This window comes from Paenibacillus sp. S29 (assembly GCF_049319765.1).
In the GTDB taxonomy this organism is placed as follows: domain Bacteria; phylum Bacillota; class Bacilli; order Paenibacillales; family Paenibacillaceae; genus Paenibacillus; species Paenibacillus polymyxa_B.
The window spans coordinates 582,350-602,174 of record NZ_JBMOUI010000001.1; the positions used below are offsets into that span (position 1 = coordinate 582,350).

General features: G+C 44.3%; 15 protein-coding genes. 12 read left to right on the forward strand and 3 right to left on the reverse strand.

What is annotated here, in order from left to right:
• Positions 1-13: 13 nt before the first annotated feature.
• Genes ACL9RM_RS02700 through ACL9RM_RS02710 form a run of 3 tightly spaced genes read right to left on the reverse strand, consistent with a single transcriptional unit; the run spans position 14 to position 5,494 of the window.
• Complete coding sequence (locus ACL9RM_RS02700) at positions 14-916, reverse strand: TetR/AcrR family transcriptional regulator (protein ID WP_061831634.1); 903 nt, start codon at positions 914-916, stop codon at positions 14-16.
• A gap of 55 nt (positions 917-971) precedes the next feature.
• Positions 972-4,088, reverse strand: coding sequence for an efflux RND transporter permease subunit (locus ACL9RM_RS02705; RefSeq protein ID WP_250266811.1), 3,117 nt, complete (start codon positions 4,086-4,088; stop codon positions 972-974).
• A complete protein-coding gene (locus ACL9RM_RS02710) occupies positions 4,085-5,494 on the reverse strand; it encodes an efflux RND transporter periplasmic adaptor subunit (RefSeq protein ID WP_250260267.1) in 1,410 nt (469 codons plus the stop codon). The genes ACL9RM_RS02705 and ACL9RM_RS02710 overlap by 4 nt, the downstream gene beginning before the upstream one ends.
• Before the next feature lie 266 nt (positions 5,495-5,760).
• On the opposite strand from ACL9RM_RS02710, the gene ACL9RM_RS02715 reads away from it, so the two are divergent.
• The 12 genes from ACL9RM_RS02715 (at position 5,761) to flgL (ending at position 19,810) form a co-directional block, all read left to right on the forward strand.
• Complete coding sequence (locus ACL9RM_RS02715) at positions 5,761-8,478, forward strand: stalk domain-containing protein (protein WP_250266810.1); 2,718 nt, start codon at positions 5,761-5,763, stop codon at positions 8,476-8,478.
• Between the two features lie 47 nt (positions 8,479-8,525).
• Positions 8,526-9,686 (forward strand): sensor histidine kinase, encoded by a 1,161-nt coding sequence (locus tag ACL9RM_RS02720; protein WP_013312293.1) that lies wholly within the window; start codon positions 8,526-8,528, stop codon positions 9,684-9,686.
• A gap of 4 nt (positions 9,687-9,690) precedes the next feature.
• Positions 9,691-10,413 carry a response regulator gene (locus tag ACL9RM_RS02725; protein WP_007432713.1) on the forward strand — a complete coding sequence of 241 codons (723 nt, stop codon included), beginning with the start codon at positions 9,691-9,693 and terminating at the stop codon, positions 10,411-10,413.
• A 169-nt stretch (positions 10,414-10,582) separates the two neighbouring features.
• Complete coding sequence (locus ACL9RM_RS02730; protein WP_250266809.1) at positions 10,583-11,023, forward strand: hypothetical protein; 441 nt, start codon at positions 10,583-10,585, stop codon at positions 11,021-11,023.
• A 200-nt stretch (positions 11,024-11,223) separates the two neighbouring features.
• Positions 11,224-13,338, forward strand: a complete 2,115-nt coding sequence (locus tag ACL9RM_RS02735; protein WP_250266808.1) for a DEAD/DEAH box helicase — start codon at positions 11,224-11,226, stop codon at positions 13,336-13,338.
• Positions 13,339-13,757: 419 nt separating this feature from the next.
• Entirely contained in the window at positions 13,758-14,252 is a 495-nt protein-coding gene (locus tag ACL9RM_RS02740; protein ID WP_250266807.1) for a ComF family protein, read from the forward strand.
• Positions 14,253-14,634: 382 nt separating this feature from the next.
• Positions 14,635-15,105 carry a LysM peptidoglycan-binding domain-containing protein gene (locus ACL9RM_RS02745; protein ID WP_250266806.1) on the forward strand — a complete coding sequence of 157 codons (471 nt, stop codon included), beginning with the start codon at positions 14,635-14,637 and terminating at the stop codon, positions 15,103-15,105.
• Positions 15,106-15,848: 743 nt separating this feature from the next.
• Positions 15,849-16,259 (forward strand): TIGR03826 family flagellar region protein, encoded by a 411-nt coding sequence (locus ACL9RM_RS02750; protein ID WP_044648603.1) that lies wholly within the window; start codon positions 15,849-15,851, stop codon positions 16,257-16,259.
• Between the two features lie 195 nt (positions 16,260-16,454).
• Positions 16,455-16,730, forward strand: a complete 276-nt coding sequence (gene flgM, locus ACL9RM_RS02755) for a flagellar biosynthesis anti-sigma factor FlgM (RefSeq protein WP_039271505.1) — start codon at positions 16,455-16,457, stop codon at positions 16,728-16,730.
• 10 nt (positions 16,731-16,740) lie between these two features.
• Entirely contained in the window at positions 16,741-17,241 is a 501-nt protein-coding gene (locus ACL9RM_RS02760) for a flagellar protein FlgN (RefSeq protein WP_235306498.1), read from the forward strand.
• Between the two features lie 18 nt (positions 17,242-17,259).
• Positions 17,260-18,828 carry a flagellar hook-associated protein FlgK gene (gene flgK / locus ACL9RM_RS02765; RefSeq protein WP_250266805.1) on the forward strand — a complete coding sequence of 523 codons (1,569 nt, stop codon included), beginning with the start codon at positions 17,260-17,262 and terminating at the stop codon, positions 18,826-18,828.
• Positions 18,829-18,889: 61 nt separating this feature from the next.
• Entirely contained in the window at positions 18,890-19,810 is a 921-nt protein-coding gene (gene flgL, locus ACL9RM_RS02770) for a flagellar hook-associated protein FlgL (protein ID WP_250266804.1), read from the forward strand.
• Positions 19,811-19,825: the final 15 nt, after the last annotated feature.

The following is a 19,825-nucleotide window of genomic DNA, read 5'->3' on the forward strand; positions in this document are numbered from 1 at the left end:
GAATACTGAGTGACTACTCGGATATCGGTGCATGGTCCAATAAATTTTTAAGTAAACGACAAACCTTTTGCAGTTCCTTGTACTGCTCCAAATACGCAAAAAGGGCTTTCAGGAGGCCTTTTTGCGGGTTCGATTTCAGAGCCTCTTCCTTTAAATGAGCGTAGATTTGCTGACACTCTTGTTTCTCCTCTGAACTCCACGAAGACAGCAGTATACTGTCTTCCAAGGAGTGGAGAAGGCTGTTAATTTGACGGCCTTGGTCAAAGGGATTACTTAGAGCACTTTCAGGTAACCAGCCTTGCTTGCTCCAGAATAAATGTGGAGCTGAATCAGCATTGTTCAGGCTGGTTGCCAAGGAGCTGGATAAGAAGATAATAAACTGTGTTAGATGTTCAATCGTTTCATCATTCATCCGATCGGCAAAGAAGCGGATATATTCAAACACAATGCTTTTAAGTACAAAGGTCATATCCCATGCATGATCTTCAATGCTCGGACCAAAAATATCAATCAGGCACTCGCGAACCCATCTGTACAATTTGTATTCATGATTCTCGAATGCGTAATTGAGTTGTTCATTCTGAAAAATAAGTATGGAAGGCTCAGGAAGATCCATCATGAGATACACTTTGTTTTCAACGAGATTTTTCAAGTAAAGTACAATAAAACCGTGCAGTTTATCATGCTTAGAAAGATCAGGTTTACTGTAGAGAGCCCGGATGTCTTGTTCAATGTTATTTTCCAGAATGATACACATTTCTAGAGGAAGTTCTTCTTTTCCTTGAAAATATTTATAGAAGGATGCTTTCGCCATCCCACTTTCTTTGGCTATTTCTTCAACAGATGTTGAATAATAGCCTTTTCTGGAGAACAGCCGAATGGCCGCCTGTAAAATATCATTTTTTTTACTTTCCATACATACTTCCCCCTAGGGACCGGCCAACTCGACAGCATCGAATTCACTTTATACATCACAAAGGTTGGTCACGTGTGATAACTGTGTGCTGCTGTTTTTTGAGTTGACGGCGCATCTTGTACTTGGCCATGATCATATACAAGGACGGCACGACAAACAAGGTTAACAAGGTCGAGAATAACAAACCGAAAATGACGGTAAACGCCAGTGGCTTAAAGAGCAGGCTTCCCAATAGTGCTAATGGAATCATACCTACAATAGCTGCCAAAGATGTCAATAAAATCGGTCTGAAGCGAGCAGCGGCCGCCTGTATTACGGCTTCCTTTAATTCCATTCCTTCATGTCGTGCATCCTCGATAAATTCAATTAACACAATCCCATTCCGCACAACAATGCCCGCGAGTGCAATAATTCCCATGATGCTCATAAAACCAATAGGCATACCGGTCAAGAAAATACCAATAATCCCGCCGGCTGCTGCCAGGTACACGGTCGTCATAATAATAATAGGAATGGAGAGAGAATAAAATTGCATAGTAATCAAGAGTAAAATGAGCAAGACTACAACGATCGCCAGCTGTCCTAAGTCCTTGAATATGGTCGATTGGTCAGAGGTTTCCCCACCAACCTCCCATTTGTAGCCTTCTGGGAACTTCATTTGCGCCAGCTTACTTTCAACATCAACCATCGCTTCGCTTGCAGTTCGTCCGTTCAAATCGGCTTCCACCGTAATCGTCCGCTCCATATTGTAATGCTTGATTTGCTGAATAGCAAATGACGGCTTAATCTGGACAAGCTGGTTTAATGGAATTTGCTTACCCGCTGCATTAACTACACTTAATTGTTGGAAAAGCTTACTTGGTTCCTCGTCGCTGTGATTCAAATACATTTTAATATCTACCAGACTGTTTCCAGTATCAAATTGGCTGACTTGGGCCCCTTCTTTTAATAGAAGCAGGGTGCGAGTCAAATCTGTGTAGCTTACCAGGTATTGATCCATCGCTTGTTTGTTGACCTCAAGGTCCAATGCATATCGTTCAATTCCTATATCATCCACGATGCCTGTTGTGCCCTCTACTGTCGCGATCTGCTCCTTTGCCTTCTGGGCAAGGGTTTGCAGTTCATTCAGATCCTGACCTGAGATACGAATAGAAACGGGCTTACCCACTGGAATCCCGAGACGAGGAACATACATCGTAACTGTAACTCCAGGGTAGGATTTCTTAACATGTTGTTCCCAAGCATCAACTGTCGTATTGAGATCGAATACGTTTTCTTTGCCGACGACAGCAATCTGCCCCACCGTTTCGTTATAACTAATATTTCCACCCGAACTATTAATGTCACTAAACAGTTGTGGGGCATTCCCTCCAGCGCTGTAGACGACCTTGGAAGTTTCAGGTTGCTTTTTCACCCAGCCTGCAAGGTCTTTAACGACCTGGTCGGTTTCCGCAATTGAAGTGCCTACAGGCATTTTTACATTTAGTGCAACATGAGGATCTTCCGACTCAGGAAAAAGTTCAACTGAGGTAAAGGGAACTAATCCATAGGCGGCTGTTCCAAGCATGAGTCCGACCATGGCTGTCAACAAGGGACGTTGAATGACCTTAGGCATCAGTTTTTGTGAATAGAGCTTGTTTAAAGAATGAATCTGCTGGCCGAGCAAGCCTGCTGGTTTAGACTTACCCTGAGGGTGACGAGCCTGTCTGCGCTTCTCATACCATTCTCGAAAAATAGGGATGATGGTGAGCGACATGATCATAGAGGCAAGCATGGTCAGGGAGACAATAGCAGGAATAGGTTTAATAAAGGCACCTACATTTCCGGGAAGAAACAACAATGGCGCGAAAGCTGAGATGGTAGCCAGAGTTGCAACCAAAATAGAAAGCATGACCTCTTTGGTACCTTTTACAGCTGCGACTGAGGGTGATTCTCCTAATTCCGTAAGTCTACGCTCAATATTATCATTTACAACTACGGCATCATCCACGAGTATGCCGAGTACGATGATCAGACCGACAACGGAAATCTGATTTAGAGTGATGCCGAACATAGGCAAAAAGATAATGGCAATCGAAACCGAAATAGGAATGGCCAGTGCAACAAATGCAGAGGTGAGCAAATTCAGCCCCAACATACAAACGAGAATAACGGCCGCAATCGCAAGAATCGTTTCACGCTTTAAGTCGTCAAAGATATGGCTTACCTGATCCTTTTGTGCAAAAAGAGTTTGAAAGTGAACACCTGCGGGAAGTGTTTTCTCCAGTTCTTTGAGCTTGGTATTGACCTTTTCGCTCATAGAAGGGATGTCTGTGCCTGTTTCTGCTCCAATACTTAGCGTAATGGCCGGTTTACCCTCTACATAGGCAAAGTATTCGGTATTAGGATGTGCCAGCTCCGTTGTGCCGACATCTCTCAAATATACAGGATTACCTTCTTTGGTGCGTGTCAGAAGGACCTGATTCAATTCATCAGCTTTTTCGGTCTCGCGAACAATAAGTTGATAGGTACGTCCGTTGTATTCAATATTACCAGTAGGAACCCGATCAATTTGAGACTGGATCGCTTGAGCTACTTGTCCCCATGACAGCTGGTATTGCTGAAGCTTCTGGTTGTCAATATGAACACGTACTTCTTGATCAGGGAGACCATTGAATTTGACGCTAGATACGCCAGAAATGGTATTGAGCTGATCTTTCCAAGTTGTTGTTAAATCATTTAGTTTATACAGTGGTGCGGAAGAGTCAGCTGTTAGGGCATAGGAGCCGATAAAAGAGCTGGTTAGTTTGTCATTTACAACAGGCACTTCAGCGCCTTGAGGAAGATCAGCTTGCGCATCTTGCACTTTTTTACGCATATTATCCCAAACCGTTTGAGGATCAACTCCGTTTTTGGATTCGATTAAAATAGAGGAGAATCCGTTACCAGAAGTCGAACTAATCGTTTTAACACCTTCAACTTCCTTAATGCGTTTCTCCAGCTCTTTGGTTACGGTTTGTTCTACTTTTTGTGGTGAAGCACCAGGGTAGACTGTTGTTACCGTGGCATTTTGTATGGTGACATCCGGCATTTCCTGCTGTGGTAACTGGAAAAAGCCGAAGATTCCGACCAAAATCAGCATGACAAAAAACAGCAATGTAATTTTTCGTTTTTTTACGATGTACTCAATCATGGGCGTCCGCCTTCCTCCGACTGAATCGCATTTCCATCAAACAGGTTTTCTGCCCCTTTAACGATAATACGTTCGCCTTCACGAAGTCCCGATACGATTTGCAACTGATTATCTACAACCTGATTACCAAGTTCCACAGGGGTTTTAACAGCTTTTCCTTGAATGTCTTTGAAAATAAAAGGTTTGCTTCCCGTGTTAATGACTGCTTCGGCAGGAACGAGAATCCCATTCTTGTCGGTCACCTGTTGAGCAGCTTTAATGACCTGACCGGGTAACCAGTCTCGCTGTGGATTGTTTATAACAATCTCTACGTTAACCCTTCCCGTGTCGGTGCTGGTTGAAGGATAGACGTTAGACACCGTACCTTGACGAGTCTCTTCATAGAGCGCCACTTCTACTTGTTGACCCTTTTTCCAATCCTTAATTTCACTGTCTGGTACAGGAAGTAGTACTTTGAGGCGGTCGATGGAGCCTATGCGATAGACGGCTTGCCCTGACGCGACCAAATCACCTGTATTCACGATTTTGTCTAAGATTACACCGTTCACAGGAGAGATTAGACGTGTGCGTGAAAGTGCAAGTTCTGCCTGCCCCTTGGCAACAAGGGCTTTTTCGTAGTTGGCATGGGCTTGTTTTTGGGAAGCTGCAGCCTGTTCACTGGCCGCAAGGGCTTTGCTTTTACCTGCAAGCGCATCTTGAAAGGAAGCTTGTGCGGATTGATGATCTTCGGCTGTGGCTCCTTCCAGCAAAAGGGACAGGGATTCCTTGGCTTGTTCCAGGTCTTTCAGGGCTGCGGTAGCATTCAGGCGAGCATTTTCATTATCTGATGCGGTAGCAGCGCCTGCCTCAAACAGCTTCTGTGTACGCTCGCTATCCATCTTGGCCTTGTTATAAGCGCTTTGTGCCTTATCTACAGTAGCTTGCGCTTGTTGTTTCTCTTGAGCACGTGCGCCTTTATTGACCTTGTTAACATTCGCGCGAGCTCCTGTAATGCCGGCATCGGCGGATTGAATCGCGGAGGTAGCAGCCTGTAAATTAGCCTGTGCGTTATCAATACCAGCCTGTGCCTCCAAGATGGAGGCTGTCGCCTGTGCCACCTGAAGCTTGTAGTCAGCGTCATCCAGACTAGCAATAACGGCGCCCTTCTGTACAGCAGTGCCGACAGTGAGATATGCACTGGCTACAGTGCCTCCATTTTGGAAAGCCAGTGTGTTCTCCTCATAAGCCTGAAGAGTGCCTGACAAGTTATAGGCCGTATGAAGTGGCGTGGATTTGACGATTGCGGTGCGCACAACGGTTGGCTGTGCAGATGAACCTAGAGCGGCATCTTTTTTTTCTGTAGAACATCCGGTCATTGCGATGCTCAGGGATAAAGTGAATATGATGATGGCCCGTTGTTTATTCATGATTATCAATCCTTCCGATAGGGTCATAATTGGAGTTGTGAACTAATCAGTATTATTTGAACTAATAAGTTCAAATGTATTATAGTGCGCCGATATTGCATTCGTCAATTCATCGTTTTAGATTTTATGAATTAGTTGACGGGATTTTCGTAACTTTTGCCTATATAATAAGTCTATTAACATAAGAGGATTTTTTTGTTTATTGATAGAGTACACGTGCGGAATAAAACCGTTTGAATACACTGGAGATGGGAGCTATTATCCAAATGTTTTTAAGTAATAAGAAACAGAGTGAAGTGAAAGTAAATGGCAGAGGAATTGCTAAAAGATGGGCCGTGTTAACACTGGCAGGGGTATTATGGGTCGGTCCGGTTGCTGGAACTGGGGCTCTAATCCCCTTGAATGGTTGGATGTCTGCTCCAATCGCAAGTGCAGCCTCTGGTTCAACTGTAAAATTGGGCGAAGAGATCATTACTTCGGGTGCAACATTATTGAAATATCGTTTTAAAGGGTCCAAAGGAACAGCGCTGGCTGATATCATTCGAGTGGACTTACAAAATCCGTACGTCAAGCTGGATGTCATGACGGGGAAGAATGGACAGTTTACGACCCGTCAGAGTACAGGTGGCATGGCAAAAGAGACCGGGGCGGTTGCTGGTGTAAACGGAGATTATTTTAATACCTCCAGCGAGGGAGCGCCGATCGGTGGACAAGTATCCAAGGGTGTGTTGATGTCTACTCCGTCTGATTTAACGGGTATGTATGCCTTTGCTGTAACCAAGGATGGTTCTCCCATGGTGGAGCAGTTTACTTTTGAAGGTACAGTAAAAGCTGGAGATGGGTCGTCCTTCTCTTTGGCGGGGATGAACAAGGCTTCGTATTCGCCTGAGACGAGTGGGGGCGGCTATAGCCACTCTAATGCTATGTATATTTATACATCTGCTTGGAAAGCGATTGAGCGGCCCAAAAACAGTTCGACAACGCCCACCGAGATATTGGTACAAAATGGTGTGGTTACACAAGTCTCCGACAATGCTACGTTGAATATGACCGTTCCGCAGGATGGCTATATTTTACGTACTCATGGTAAAGCTGCTGATTATGCCAAAGCGCATCTGACCGTGGGACAGACGGTAGAAACAAGCTATCACCTTCGTGTTAAATCGACAGGGAGCGAAGTAGATCCTTCTAACCTTCAAATGATGATTGGTGGACATACCATATTAGTAAATGACGGTCAGAAAACCTCCTTTTCTCGAAGCACAACAAGCATAGGCGGGACGCGTGCGCGTACAGCTCTGGGATATTCTCGTGACAAGCGTTACGCTTATGTCATTGCTGTTGAGAAGAATGGGAACAGCGTTGGTGTATCCTTGAGTGAGCTGCAAACACTGATGAAAGATATTGGCGTCTGGAAGGGTATGAACCTTGACGGGGGCGGCTCTACCACCATGGTGACTCGTGATTTGGGAGATACGACAGCGGGGCTTACGTTCAATACAGAATATGGCACAGAGCAGCGTAGTATTGTAAATGGAGTGGGGCTATATACCAATGCTCCTAAAGGAACGCTCAAAGGCTTCACCATCAAGGGCAATAAAACGCTGCTGATTGGACAAACCGGAAGCTATTCCTTCAAAGGTTATGACAACTACTACAATCCATTCGATACCTCGAAAGTACAAGTGACGTGGAAATCCAGCAATCCGGCTGTTGTGTCAGTGAGCGGCGGTGTTGTAAAGGGAGCCAAACCGGGAACTGCTACTTTAACGGCATCCAGTGGCTCAGCCAGCGCTACAACCAAGGTTACGGTGCTTGGAGCAGATGAAATTTCATCACTTACCGCTGGTACTGGAAGTGGCTCGCTTACCGCTGGAGCTAAAATCGCTGTACCGGTAACGGCAAAGACAAAAGATGGACAGAGTGTCAGCATTACGTCAGATGCGCTCAAATGGGAGTTCATCGGCTTTAAGGGAAGTGTCAAGGACAATCAGCTTACGGTAAATACGGTGGATGCAGGCGTAAAAACGGGCTATGCCATCGGTCGCTATGATGGTTTCAGCGCTGTCGTCTTCCTGTCTGCTGGCGGAGCAAGTACAAACAACTGGGAGAACTTTGAAAATGTTTCGTATCCGGTTGATTTTACTTCGAATGTGGAAGGTGTTACCGGCACAGCGGCTGTTGTACAAGGAGATGGCGACCATGCTAATTCCAAAGTGCTAGAGCTGAACTACGATATGACGAACGGCAGTGGTAAAATGTATGCTTACGCTCAATTGAACGGCACATCCGGGAAAACGCTTGAACAGGCGGCTACTTCCATCTCGATTGATGTCAGAGGGGATAAGAGTCTGAACTGGTTGCGTGCGGAGTTAGAGGATGCTCAAGGCAAAACAGCATATATTGATCTCGCTAAAGTGATCGACTGGAACGGCTGGAAAACCATTAACGCAGATATGAGCGGTTTGAATATTTCGTATCCGGCGAAGCTGAAGCGTCTTTATGTGGTCAATGTGGCTGAGGGTCAGGACGAGCGTGCTAAAACAGGTAATATTGCTTTTGATAATATTTCTTTTAATACACCGGGAACGGTCGGTACAGAAGGACTCAAAAAAGGAACAGCTCAAATGACGATTGGACAAAAATCAATGACGGTGAACGGAACGCCGACCACGATTGATGCCGCTCCGATGACTCGCGATGGTTCAACGTATGTTCCGATCAAGTATGTACTGGACGCATTTGGCGGACAAGCCAAATGGAATGCGGGCGATCAGCGGATCACCATTATGCGCGGCGGTGTGCTGATGGATTTGACCGTAGGGAAAAAAGAAGTTGTTCTGAACGGGAAGCGTCAAAGCACTGATGTTGCACCCATTGTGCTAGGAGGTAGGACTTTAGTCCCATTAAGACTCGTGTCTGAGCAGTTAGGAATGACTGTAAAATGGGAACAAGAAACGAAGACCATCACCCTCCAGTCATGATATGGTATGATATATACTTGAAATGCTAGGATTGGAGTAGAACATTTGTGGACTTTCAAGCCGATATCATAGACCGAGTCATTAAAAATGCCATCCAGGTGATGGAGAACAGCAAATATCAGATGTTCGAAATATTGGACACGGCCCGGACCGAGCTGGTCACGTTAAATCAGGAGCTCCAGAGCGTCTTGAAGGAAACAGCAGAAACGATCGAAAAGGTGGACCAGCTGGAAATGAACTATCGGCGGTCCCGCATTCGGTTGACTGAGGTCAGCCGCGACTTCGTTCGCTATTCGGAAGAGGATATCAAGCAGGCTTATGAGAAGGCAACACAGCTTCAACTCGATGTGATGATTTTCCGCGAGAAGGAAATGTATCTCAAAGCCAGAAGAGATGATCTTCAAAAGCGGGCCAAAAGTGTCGAGGCTTCTGTCGAGCGCGCCGAAACCATCGGTTCGCAGATGGGGGTCGTGCTGGAATATTTGTCGGGTGAATTGGGGCAAGTGACGCGGATCATCGAATCGGCCAAAAACCGGCAGTTTATTGGTCTGAAAATTATTTTGGCTCAGGAAGAGGAGCGCAAACGTATATCCCGTGAAATTCACGATGGACCTGCGCAGCTCCTTGCGCATCTAGTGCTTAGGACGGAAATTGTGGAAAGAATGATCGCCAAGCAGGAATTTAAGATGGTTCAGGACGAAATAGTAGACTTGAAGAAACAGGTTCGCTCCAGTCTTGAGGAAATGCGAAAGGTCATTTTCAATTTGCGTCCTATGGCCCTGGATGACCTGGGACTTATTCCGACGCTCCGGAAATATGTGCAGGATTTTGAAGAAAAAACGAAAATTAGATCGCTTTTTGAAACAAGGGGCAAGGAACACCGTCTCTCTTCCGCGATGGAAGCAGCCATTTACCGTCTGATCCAGGAAGCTTTGACCAACGCTGCCAAGCATGCTTATCCTACCTATGTGCTTGTTGAGATTACCTATCAGGCGCAGCTTGTAAAAATCGTGGTGCAGGATAATGGTTTGGGCTTTAAGCCAGAGCTTTTTCAGCAAAAAAGCAAAGATCATGGGCATTTTGGTCTGATTGGTATGCGGGAAAGGGTTGAACTGCTCGAGGGGAGAATGGAGATCGAATCAGCTGAGAATCAAGGCACCAAGATAGTGATTCATATCCCAACCAACGTGGAAAAGGGAAAGGAGTAACAACATGGAAAATCAGGAAATTAGCAATGCACCCATTAAAGTTCTCTTAGCGGACGATCATCAGTTGTTCCGTGAAGGACTTAAACGTATTTTGAATATGGAGGACGACATTGAGGTCATCGGAGAATGTGGCGATGGTATTCAAGTGTTGGAATTCTGTAACGTAGAGAAACCAGATATTGTTCTGATGGACATTAATATGCCAATTGAAAATGGTGTAGAGGCAACCGAAAAACTGCGTGAGATGTTCCCGGATGTCAAAGTTATCATTTTATCCATTCATGATGATGAAAGCTATGTATTCGAGACGTTGCGCAAGGGAGCCAATGGTTATCTGTTAAAAGATATGGAGGCCGAGTCCCTCATTAATGCAATTCGTTCGGTTCATGAAGGATATGCGTTTATCCATCCGAAGGTAACGGGTAAGCTCATTCAGCAGCTTCGCCGGATGACCTACCTGAATGAAACAGGGGCTATGGCTGAAGGTCATACGAAGGAAGCCGGCGTGAAGTTTGTCGCAGGTGAAAATAATCCATTGACCCGTCGTGAAGCTGAAGTGCTGCGTCTGATGGCTGAAGGTAAGAGCAACAAGATGATCGGTGAATATTTATTCATTAGTGAGAAAACGGTCAAAAACCATGTCAGCAGCATTCTGCAAAAAATGGAAGTTGATGACCGTACACAAGCAGTTATTAACTCAATTAAATATGGATGGGTTACGCTGTAAAGTGTAGTCTTTCCATGCATTAGACGATGCAGCTGCTAATAGATATGAATGCTGTACCGCCTTTCTTTGGGAGCGATATGTCCGCTCATACGGAAACCCAGTACATAACCGTGACACCTCTTCCTGTTATACGGCATATATTGTCGCTATAGGAGGAGGTGGAACCCTCGTGACGGCTCACTTGGTTTGGATATTGCTTATATACGGTGTGGGAGCCGCAGTCGTTCATCTTATGTATATACGACAGGCGGTTCAGGCTTATCACAATGGTGAAGATTCACGCACAATATCTCCAGGTCATCGCGCGACTCGCTATATTGTGATTACGTCCAATGACGGAGATCGTGTGGAATGGGTGATGCGTTCGCTGAACATACTTGCCTGGCTACACCGGAGGCCGCTACATGTGACGGTACTGGATGATGAATCTATGGACGATACGCTACCGATTCTGACACGGCTACTACGCTATAGTCATATGGATGTTTCAGTCATTTCAAGTCGTTTTTCACCGGGGAACCCGGTCTTACCGAAGTCAGGCGGTGAAAAGCAGGTTGTTATTGATCTTAGAACGGTCAAGTCGTTGGCGGACGCCCCATTTGTTCCTTAGCGATAGGGGATTGTGGACATCGTGGTTAAAATCGGATATAAATGTTTTAAAACAGTTGCATAGGCAAGACGACAGGGATTTCGTTGAGATCTACTTGATGTGAAGCACACTTCAGGCTATTAGCCATAGGAGTGTGCTTTTTTGCTGTTCTCTGGGGTAACAAGAACCGCAAAAATCATGAATGGGAGGAGCAGGGGAAGGTGAAAATTGCAGTATATGCAATGAGGTATAAAGGGAATTGGACTCTTCGATTATCTGCGGATATTCGAGTAGATATGACATGGTGGATGAATCAAGATGAGGGGCAAGAGAATGTTGTCGAAAGATGGGTGCTTTTAGGAGATGAGCTTCCCTTGTCCTGGGGGACAAGGCTGTGCGAAACATTTAAGGAATTAGCAAATATGGAGCGATGGGGAAAACGGCAGTGGTGGGCTTATATTCTCGCACAGCTAAGAAGTGAACTGGCTCTTGAGCCCTTTGATGGAGAACGAATTTTGTCTGGAGGAGTAGAAAATATATGCATTTGGGAACATGTACAAGGGTGGACTTCCTGCACAAAAGGTGGGGATGAGGGACGGGAAACAGACGGAGTTTTACGTTCTATTCAAAAAAGGAGTCTCATCACGGGAATTGATGGATTGGATAGGGAGTGTTTAACACGACAAGCGAATGAACTGGCTAATTTGTTGTCAGGACGCCAGTTACTCGTTCCGGAAGTCGAAGCGCTGCTGGCAGAGGCAGCGCCAGGTTTGGAGCATGCTTGGCGATCCGCTGCACAACTTGCATATCTGCAAGGCCGACTCAGCTTTGCTGCTGGCCTCGCTCCAGCACCACGTACGCGCTGGTCTGCCGCGCGTACGCATGAACTTCGCTGCAATCGTTGTGGCAGCGGGGGAGTGCACCGCACGAGATGCGCATCGTGCGGACGTAAGGCGTGCGCTTACTGTGAGACATGTCTCGCACTGGGGCGCAGCCGTGAATGCTCGCTGCTGCTTCGTGGCGCAGCGAAACCCGTCCTGCCGTGCACAGCAGGCAGGGCCCCGGCGACGGAACTCGACCGCTGGGGGCTGAGCCCTGCACAACGTGCCGCCGCCGAAGCGGCGCTGCGCTTTTTGGCCGCACCGCACGGCGAAGTGCGGGGACGTTTTCGCCCGGAAGGCCGTGGGCTCCGGGCGTTGTTCCAGCGCGATAGGGTTGCGCGCCGGGGATCAGATGCTGCCGCTTCGCAGGGCAGCACCCTTGCACGCAGCAGGCAACCTTCGCCAAAACCTGGCGAAGGTGCGAGGCATAACGCTGATCGGCAGGTGCCTGATACCACGGTAGAACGTTTTCTGCTCTGGGCTGTAACAGGCGCAGGCAAGACGGAAATGATGTTTCCGCTATTGCAATATGTGTTGGACCACGGAGGAACGGCACTTGTGGCAACACCACGCCGTGATGTGGTACTGGAGTTAGCGCCTCGTTTGGCCATCGCTTTTCCCGATGTGAGCATGGTGACGCTCTACGGGGGAAGCGCAGAACGGTGGCAAAGGGGACAGCTTACACTGGCAACGACACATCAGCTATTGCGTTATCGTCAAGCCTTTGATTTGGTTGTGATTGATGAGATAGACGCGTTCCCTTATCACAATGATCCTATGCTTGCCTTTGCTGCACGAGCAGTATGTAAGCCGAAGGGAAAGTTTATCTATTTGTCTGCTACACCACCGCAATCCTTGCAGAAAGAGGCTGCACGCGGTCTACTGCCACACGCCAAGGTTCCCGTTCGTTTTCATCGTCATCCCTTACCTGTCCCATTTCGCCTGGGGGCTGCTTCAGTGCAACATTGGCTGCAAAAAGGTCGGCTTCCCCTATCCTTTATTCAACGCCTACGCGTATCTATACAACGTGGGGCACAGGTTTTCCTATTTGTGACACGAATCTCACATATTCAGGGACTTGTGAAGCTGCTGATTAAACAATTACCTGATGTACCTATTGCAGGCACCTCCTCACAGGATGAAGAAAGAACCGCTAAAGTGCGCTTATTTCGAGCTACTGAAATACGTGTTCTGGTTACAACGACTATTTTGGAGCGAGGGGTAACTGTTCCACGGAGTGATGTGTACGTATTAGACGCGGACAGCAGTCTTTTTGATGAAGCCTCTCTTGTCCAAATGGCGGGTCGTGCAGGAAGGTCCAAGGATGACCCATGTGGAGGTGTTATTTTTACATCCCCCCAATGGACTCGAGGTCAAAAGAGAGCAATTAGACAGATTAAACGTATGAATGCACTGGCTCGGAAAAGAGGATACCTGAAGGAGGCGAAGCACTAAATGCATTAAATAAAAAAAGTTTTTTTGGAAATGTGAAACCTGAAACAATGTCGGTACGTAAACTACCAAGAAAGGTGCATTCTGGTATGAGGATGATTCCAACAACCCGTCTATTTTTGAATTGGCTATTCCATCGCCAGTCCCAAACATGTATGGCTTGCGGCACTCTCACAGGGCGTTTTTCCGAATTCCCCGGAATTTGTACTTCTTGTTCGCTTCAAATTCCTTGGGTTTACAATATTCGTTGTGTTTATTGTGGACGTCCGACGTCTTGCCCGGATTGCGTAAGGCTTGACCGATTAGTACGTTACTATGTGTGCAATCGGAGTGCAACCAGCTATACACCGATGATGAGAGAATGGATTGGGCAGTTCAAATATCGTGGAAATGAAAAGTATAGTTCCTTGCTGGGCGAGATCATGAATCGAGCCTATCAGGCGATGAGGTATGAGTTTGCAGGCCATAAATATTCTCGTTTCAAGCAATCTTTGTGGAGTGTGGATGTAGTGACCTGTGTCCCGGTAAGTGAGAAGAGGCTGACAGAGCGAGGCTTCAATCAGGCTCAGATGTTGGCAGAAGAGATTGCTAGGCGGAATAAGCTCCCCTTTCTATCTTTACTTGCTCGTCCACAAGATACAGGTAAACAAAGCTTTAAATCCAAAAAGGAACGCATGAACACCATGAATAATGCGTTTTCTGTCCACCCCAATATGACAAATTTGATGATGTCTTTTATTTTAAAAACTGAATCTCAATGTGTTATGGAGAACAAGCTTTCCGTTACCGTTTTGCTTGTAGATGATATTTATACAACGGGGAGCACATTGAAGGCGTGTGCACGTGTTTTGAAAGAAAAGGCATTAGAGCAAGGAATACATTTGACTATTTTTTGTTTGACCTTAGCAAGATCATAAGTCTAAATATCTAGTATTTCCCATGAAATTTTGCTTGAAACTATGAAAAAGAGGTTATAATTCTCTTGTAAGAAGGATTAAATGATAGAGCAAAAGTCTTTTAAGCCGTACAATCAGCAGGATTTGACAACGAGCTAGAGAGAGGTATATAATAAAAATATAGAGACAAACAAAAAGTAAGGAAGTGAGGGATGAAAACAGAATATTTCAATTTAGAGGTTGATTTTTTTGGAAAAGAGGAGTACAATTTCTATCTGTTGATAGCTAACATGATTGGTAATAAGTGATTAGCTAATGACTAAAGAGCGGACATTGGGAGTGTCTCGCTCGGTAGTAAAGCAGTTAATTAAAATTTAAAGCTAAAAAGAGGAGAGAACAAATCATGAAAAACGTAATGAAAAAAGTAGCAGTATCTAGCATGTTGGCAGTTAGTTTAGGTGCAGTATCTTTGTTGAGTCCACTTGCAACAGGTCAAGTAATGGCAAAATCGAACACAGAGAGCAACAGGGATCAAGCTGAAGAACAACTGATCATTCAACAACAAGAAGCAGCACAAAAAGCATTTGAAGCAAAACTTTTTGGAACTGGAACTACTGAAAAAGCAACAACTACAACACCAGCTCAACCAGCTACTGAGAACAACAATCAAACAACAACCACAAAACCAGCAACGACTACAACAACTGAAACACCAGCAACTGTAAATACAATCACTGTAAATGTTCAAGAGGGCGAAACACTGACTTCTATTGCTGAAAAATACGGTGTAACTGTTGAGGAACTGGTTAAAATTAACAACCTGATTAAAGCAGGCCAAGAACTGCAAGTACCGCAAACAAACACAAATAAATAATTATCATTATAAATGTATAATGAAGTGTGTTTTTTAAACCAAGCGTTTGACTATAGTATACGGGAAGGCCTCTATTAAAACAATGCTTTTTTGAATAATTATTTGTGAAATAGCTTGTTTTTTTGGGCTGCATATTTCCACTGATGCATCTAGCTTGTTTTCAGATAGGTTATAAGTTGAGATGATGTTAGGTCCATGAGATTTATGAATACCCACACTCCATGTGCGGAGCATTCGTATGGGCGCCGTTCCCCCGGATTTACAGGATTTCCTTGATGTCATTCGGGGCACAGGTGAACATGAATTCTTCTGAGGATTGTTTCGCCCGGTTTTTCCCTCATCTTGATAATTTCTACCTTTACTCATATTCATATATAGCTATTTTAATTGTATAATGAAGCGCTATTCCCGAAAATAACTGGAATGGCGCTTATTTTATTTTCTATCTAAAGTACGGTGTAATGTTTGACGATAAATAGATACATGCATTAGGCTGACTATTAGCTTTCATGGGCTTTCTTTATTTTTATGTCATTGCATATTGATGCATATAAATATAGAGAAACTATTACTGATGGATCATTCTCTCTTATACTTTTAAATATGATAACTTATAAAATGTGCAATTGTGTAAAATCTGAAAATCTTTTTTGAAATATTTGCTAGACGAGGCTCTTCATTATAAGTTAATGTAAGGATAAAAGTAATTAAAGATCGGAAATTGGAAAGGGGCGCTACAGAGGATGAATTTGGATAACTGTCCTCGCTGTGGAAAGCTGTTTATTAAGAACGTCAGGGGAATCTGTCAAAACTGTATTAAAGAAATTGAAATTGAATACGAACGCTGTGTCAAACATATACGTGAAAATAAGGGCATTCATATGCATGAGCTTTCAGAGGCTACTGAGGTATCTGTAAAGCAAATCACGACATTTATACGTGAGGGACGTATTTCCATTGCTAATGCGCCTAATATGACGTATCCTTGCGAGGTATGCGGGATACCGATTCGTGAAGGGCATATGTGCGATTCTTGTCGAACACGTCTGACTAAAGACCTGCATCAGGCTGTACGCGAAAGTAGTAATCAGGATCAAAGTAATAATATGGGCTCAGGTACCTACAGCGCGATTGATAAACTTCGTGGAAAGTAGTACAGGGGAATTAAAAACGCATTCAGCTATTCAAAAAGTTTCAAATACCGCCGATAATCTTTATAGAGCTTATCGGTTTTTTTATTTTTAGCAACATGCACAAAATAAAGAAGTCAGGCATAATACGAACCATGTTCGACGCTATGTCGTCTGATACATTCTGACCATATCAAATAACTAAGGAAGGTGGAAGTTATGAAAATTAACGAGACCAACCGCATCGGAGCTATTAATCCATATCAGCGAAATATTGAAACAGGACGTCAAGAGGAGCTTAAGAAGTCCCGCCGCAAGGATGAGGTTTCGATTTCTCCGGAAGCAATGGAAATGCTGAACCGCAGCAGTGATGCAGACCGTGTTAAGAAAATTCAGGAGCTTAAGCAGCAAGTAGCTTCTGGAACCTATCGTGTGGATGCCGATAAAATTGCAGAGAAACTGTTACCTTACTTCAAGCAGTCTTCTGAAAGCTAGGTGAAGGAGTATGCCTTTAGAGCGATTGATTGATGTGCTGGAGCAGCTAGACCAAAAGCATCTTATCTTGCTAGAACTAGCAAAAAGTAAAAAAAAGATTGTTATGGAAAATGATATGGATAGCCTGGTTCAGCATTTGAACCAGGAATCCAGGCTCCTTAAACAGGTGGAACAGCTGGAGGAAGCTCGTATGGAGGTTTCGTATGAGCTTCTTCGTGAACGTGGTATTAAGTCTCAGCTTAATTTGACTATAACTGAGCTGGCACGGCTTGTTTTTGATCCTGAAGATAAGAACAAACTCCTCAGTGTCCAGAGCCGCTTATCCCACACCCTTTCAGAATTAAAGGAAATTAATGCAATCAATCAAAAGCTCATCGAGCAATCGTTGGTGTTTATTGACTACTCGTTAGATCTACTTGTAGGTCGTCCTAATCAGGAGATGACGTATATGCATCCAGATCAGAAAAGTAATCAACTCGCACGACCTGGATTGTTCGACACTAAGGCTTGAGCCGAGGAGGAAAATAGAGTGCCATCCACATTTCATTCCATAGAAACAGCCAAAAGAAGCCTTTATACACAAACGGCAGCTTTAAATACAACAGGACATAACATAGCTAATGCCAACACAGAAGGCTATACACGGCAAACAGTTAAGATGAGAGCTTCTATACCCATGGAGGCTTATGGTATTAACCGTTCTAATGTACCTGGTCAGTTGGGAACAGGTGTTGAATTTGATGCTATTGAACGCATTCGTGAGAAGTTCTTGGACAGTCAGTATCGTGGAGAAAATACTGAGTTGGGCAGTTGGACGATTCGGAGTAACACACTTGATAAGCTACAACAGATTATGAATGAGCCGTCCGATACAGGGATTCGCAAGGTTTTGGATAACTTTTATAAATCTTGGTCTGATTTAAGCAAAGACCCAGAAAGTGTAACTGCACGAACTATTGTAAAAGAAAATGCACTTGCATTGACTGATGCAATGAATCATATGAGTAAACAGTTAAGCAATCTATCTGCGGATTTAACCTCAAATGTGGAGGCTAAGTCTAGCGAGCTACAAAGTTATGTGAATTCCATAGCGGACCTGAATCAATCAATTACTAAAATTGAAGGCTTGGGAGATAACGCTAATGACCTTCGTGACCAGCGGGATTTGATCGTCGATAAAATTTCAAAAATCGTTAATGTCACGGTAACTGATACTGATCAAGGCTACAACGTTAATATGGGTGGTCAAGCATTAGTAACTGGGTTTGCACCGACTACTGGAATTAACGGCGCTTTTTTACAAGCCGCTTTTGCCTCCAATGATTTACAAGGTGGAGAAGTACATGGAATGATCATCTCCAGAGATCAATTTGTAGCAGATTATACTGCGCAAATGGATAACCTTGCTAATACATTGGCAAACGGTGATATTTCTGTAACGCTACCTAAAGGCTCAGTATTGCCAGAAGGCACTGTACTGAATGGAGTGACTTATACTGGGACCAGCCGAACACTTCAATCGGATTTAACAGTTACAGTTAAAGGTCTTAATGGTTTGCATCAACTGGGTTATACCCAAGAAGATAAAGATGCTAACGGTAATATGGTTGCGGGTAAACCTTTTTTTGTAACTTCAAATAATGGTGGGACAATAACAGCAGGTAATATCACGTTAAACACTGCTATAGTAGATAATCCTAACGCTATTGCAGCATCCCTTCGGGTAACAGGCACTGCTCCTACTGAGGAATTGGTTAAGGGTAATAACACATTGGCATCCTTGATGTCCAATTTGAAATTAAGCAATTTCACTTCAGTTTCTACAGGGAACACGGCTACTATTGATAGCTTTTTCAGTTCTATGGTTGGTCAGTTGGGTATAGAGGCTCAAGAAGCAACAAGACAGACACAAAACTCGACAGCCCTCGTATCTCAGGTAGAAACTATGCGCCAGTCTGTGAGTGGTGTTTCACTGGATGAAGAAATGTCCAATATGATCAAGTTTCAGCATGCCTACAGCGCCGCTGCTCGGTTTATGACCACATTCGATCAGTTATTGGATAAATTAATTAATTCCACAGGTGTAGTTGGAAGATAAGAATGGGGATTAAATATCTTAGTCTGTATACAAGGGTATTTAATTACGGAGGGATATAATTATGCGAGTTACTAACAATATGCTAAGCTCACAGCTTTTGCTGAATTTGAATCGAAATTCTGAGCGTATGAATAATACGCAGAACCAGATGGCTACCGGACGTAAGCTGAACAAGCCCTCTGATGATCCTGTAGGGATTACCTATTCCTTAAGGTACCGCTCTGAATTGTCTTCAAATGAACAATACCAACGGAATGTGGACAGCGCAGTGTCTTGGCTTGATTTTAATGATACGGTCATGGATCAGGCAGGACAAATTATGCAAAGAGTACGTGAACTTACAGTACAGGCCTCTACGGGAACTAATCCACAATCTGCGCTGGACAGTATCAACAAAGAAATTGGTCAGCTTAAGGAACAAATGATTGATGTTGTGAACAGCCAATTGAACGGAAAATATATATTCAATGGTCAGACCTACGACAAGAAGCCTTATGACTTCCCTTTGAATGCTGATAATACGCATGATACGTCTGGAGCAGCATTAATTGCTACGGATACAGGTAATGTTAATTTTATAGTAGGTGAAAATGTAGCTTTGCCTATTAATGTTACTGGCAATGAAGTCGTAGGAACAAGCGCGGATACCGATAATTTATTTACTATTTTTAATCAGCTATCTGCGGCTTTGGCAAGTGGTGATATTAAAGCAAGTGGGGATCAACTGGCCAATATTGATACGCGTATGGACAAAATGCTGAAGGTCCGGTCGGAAATGGGGGCTAAATCCAACCGCGTTGAGCTAATGCAAAACCGTTTAAGCGATCTGGAAGTAAACTTAACGGACTTGCAGTCTAAAACGGAAGATGCGGATTACGCTGAGCTTTTAATGAATTCCAAGATCCAAGAGAATATTTACAATGCTTCTTTGTCAGCTGGAGCTAAAATAATATCCGCATCATTAGTTGATTTCTTAAGATAGTCTAAGGAGGGGGAA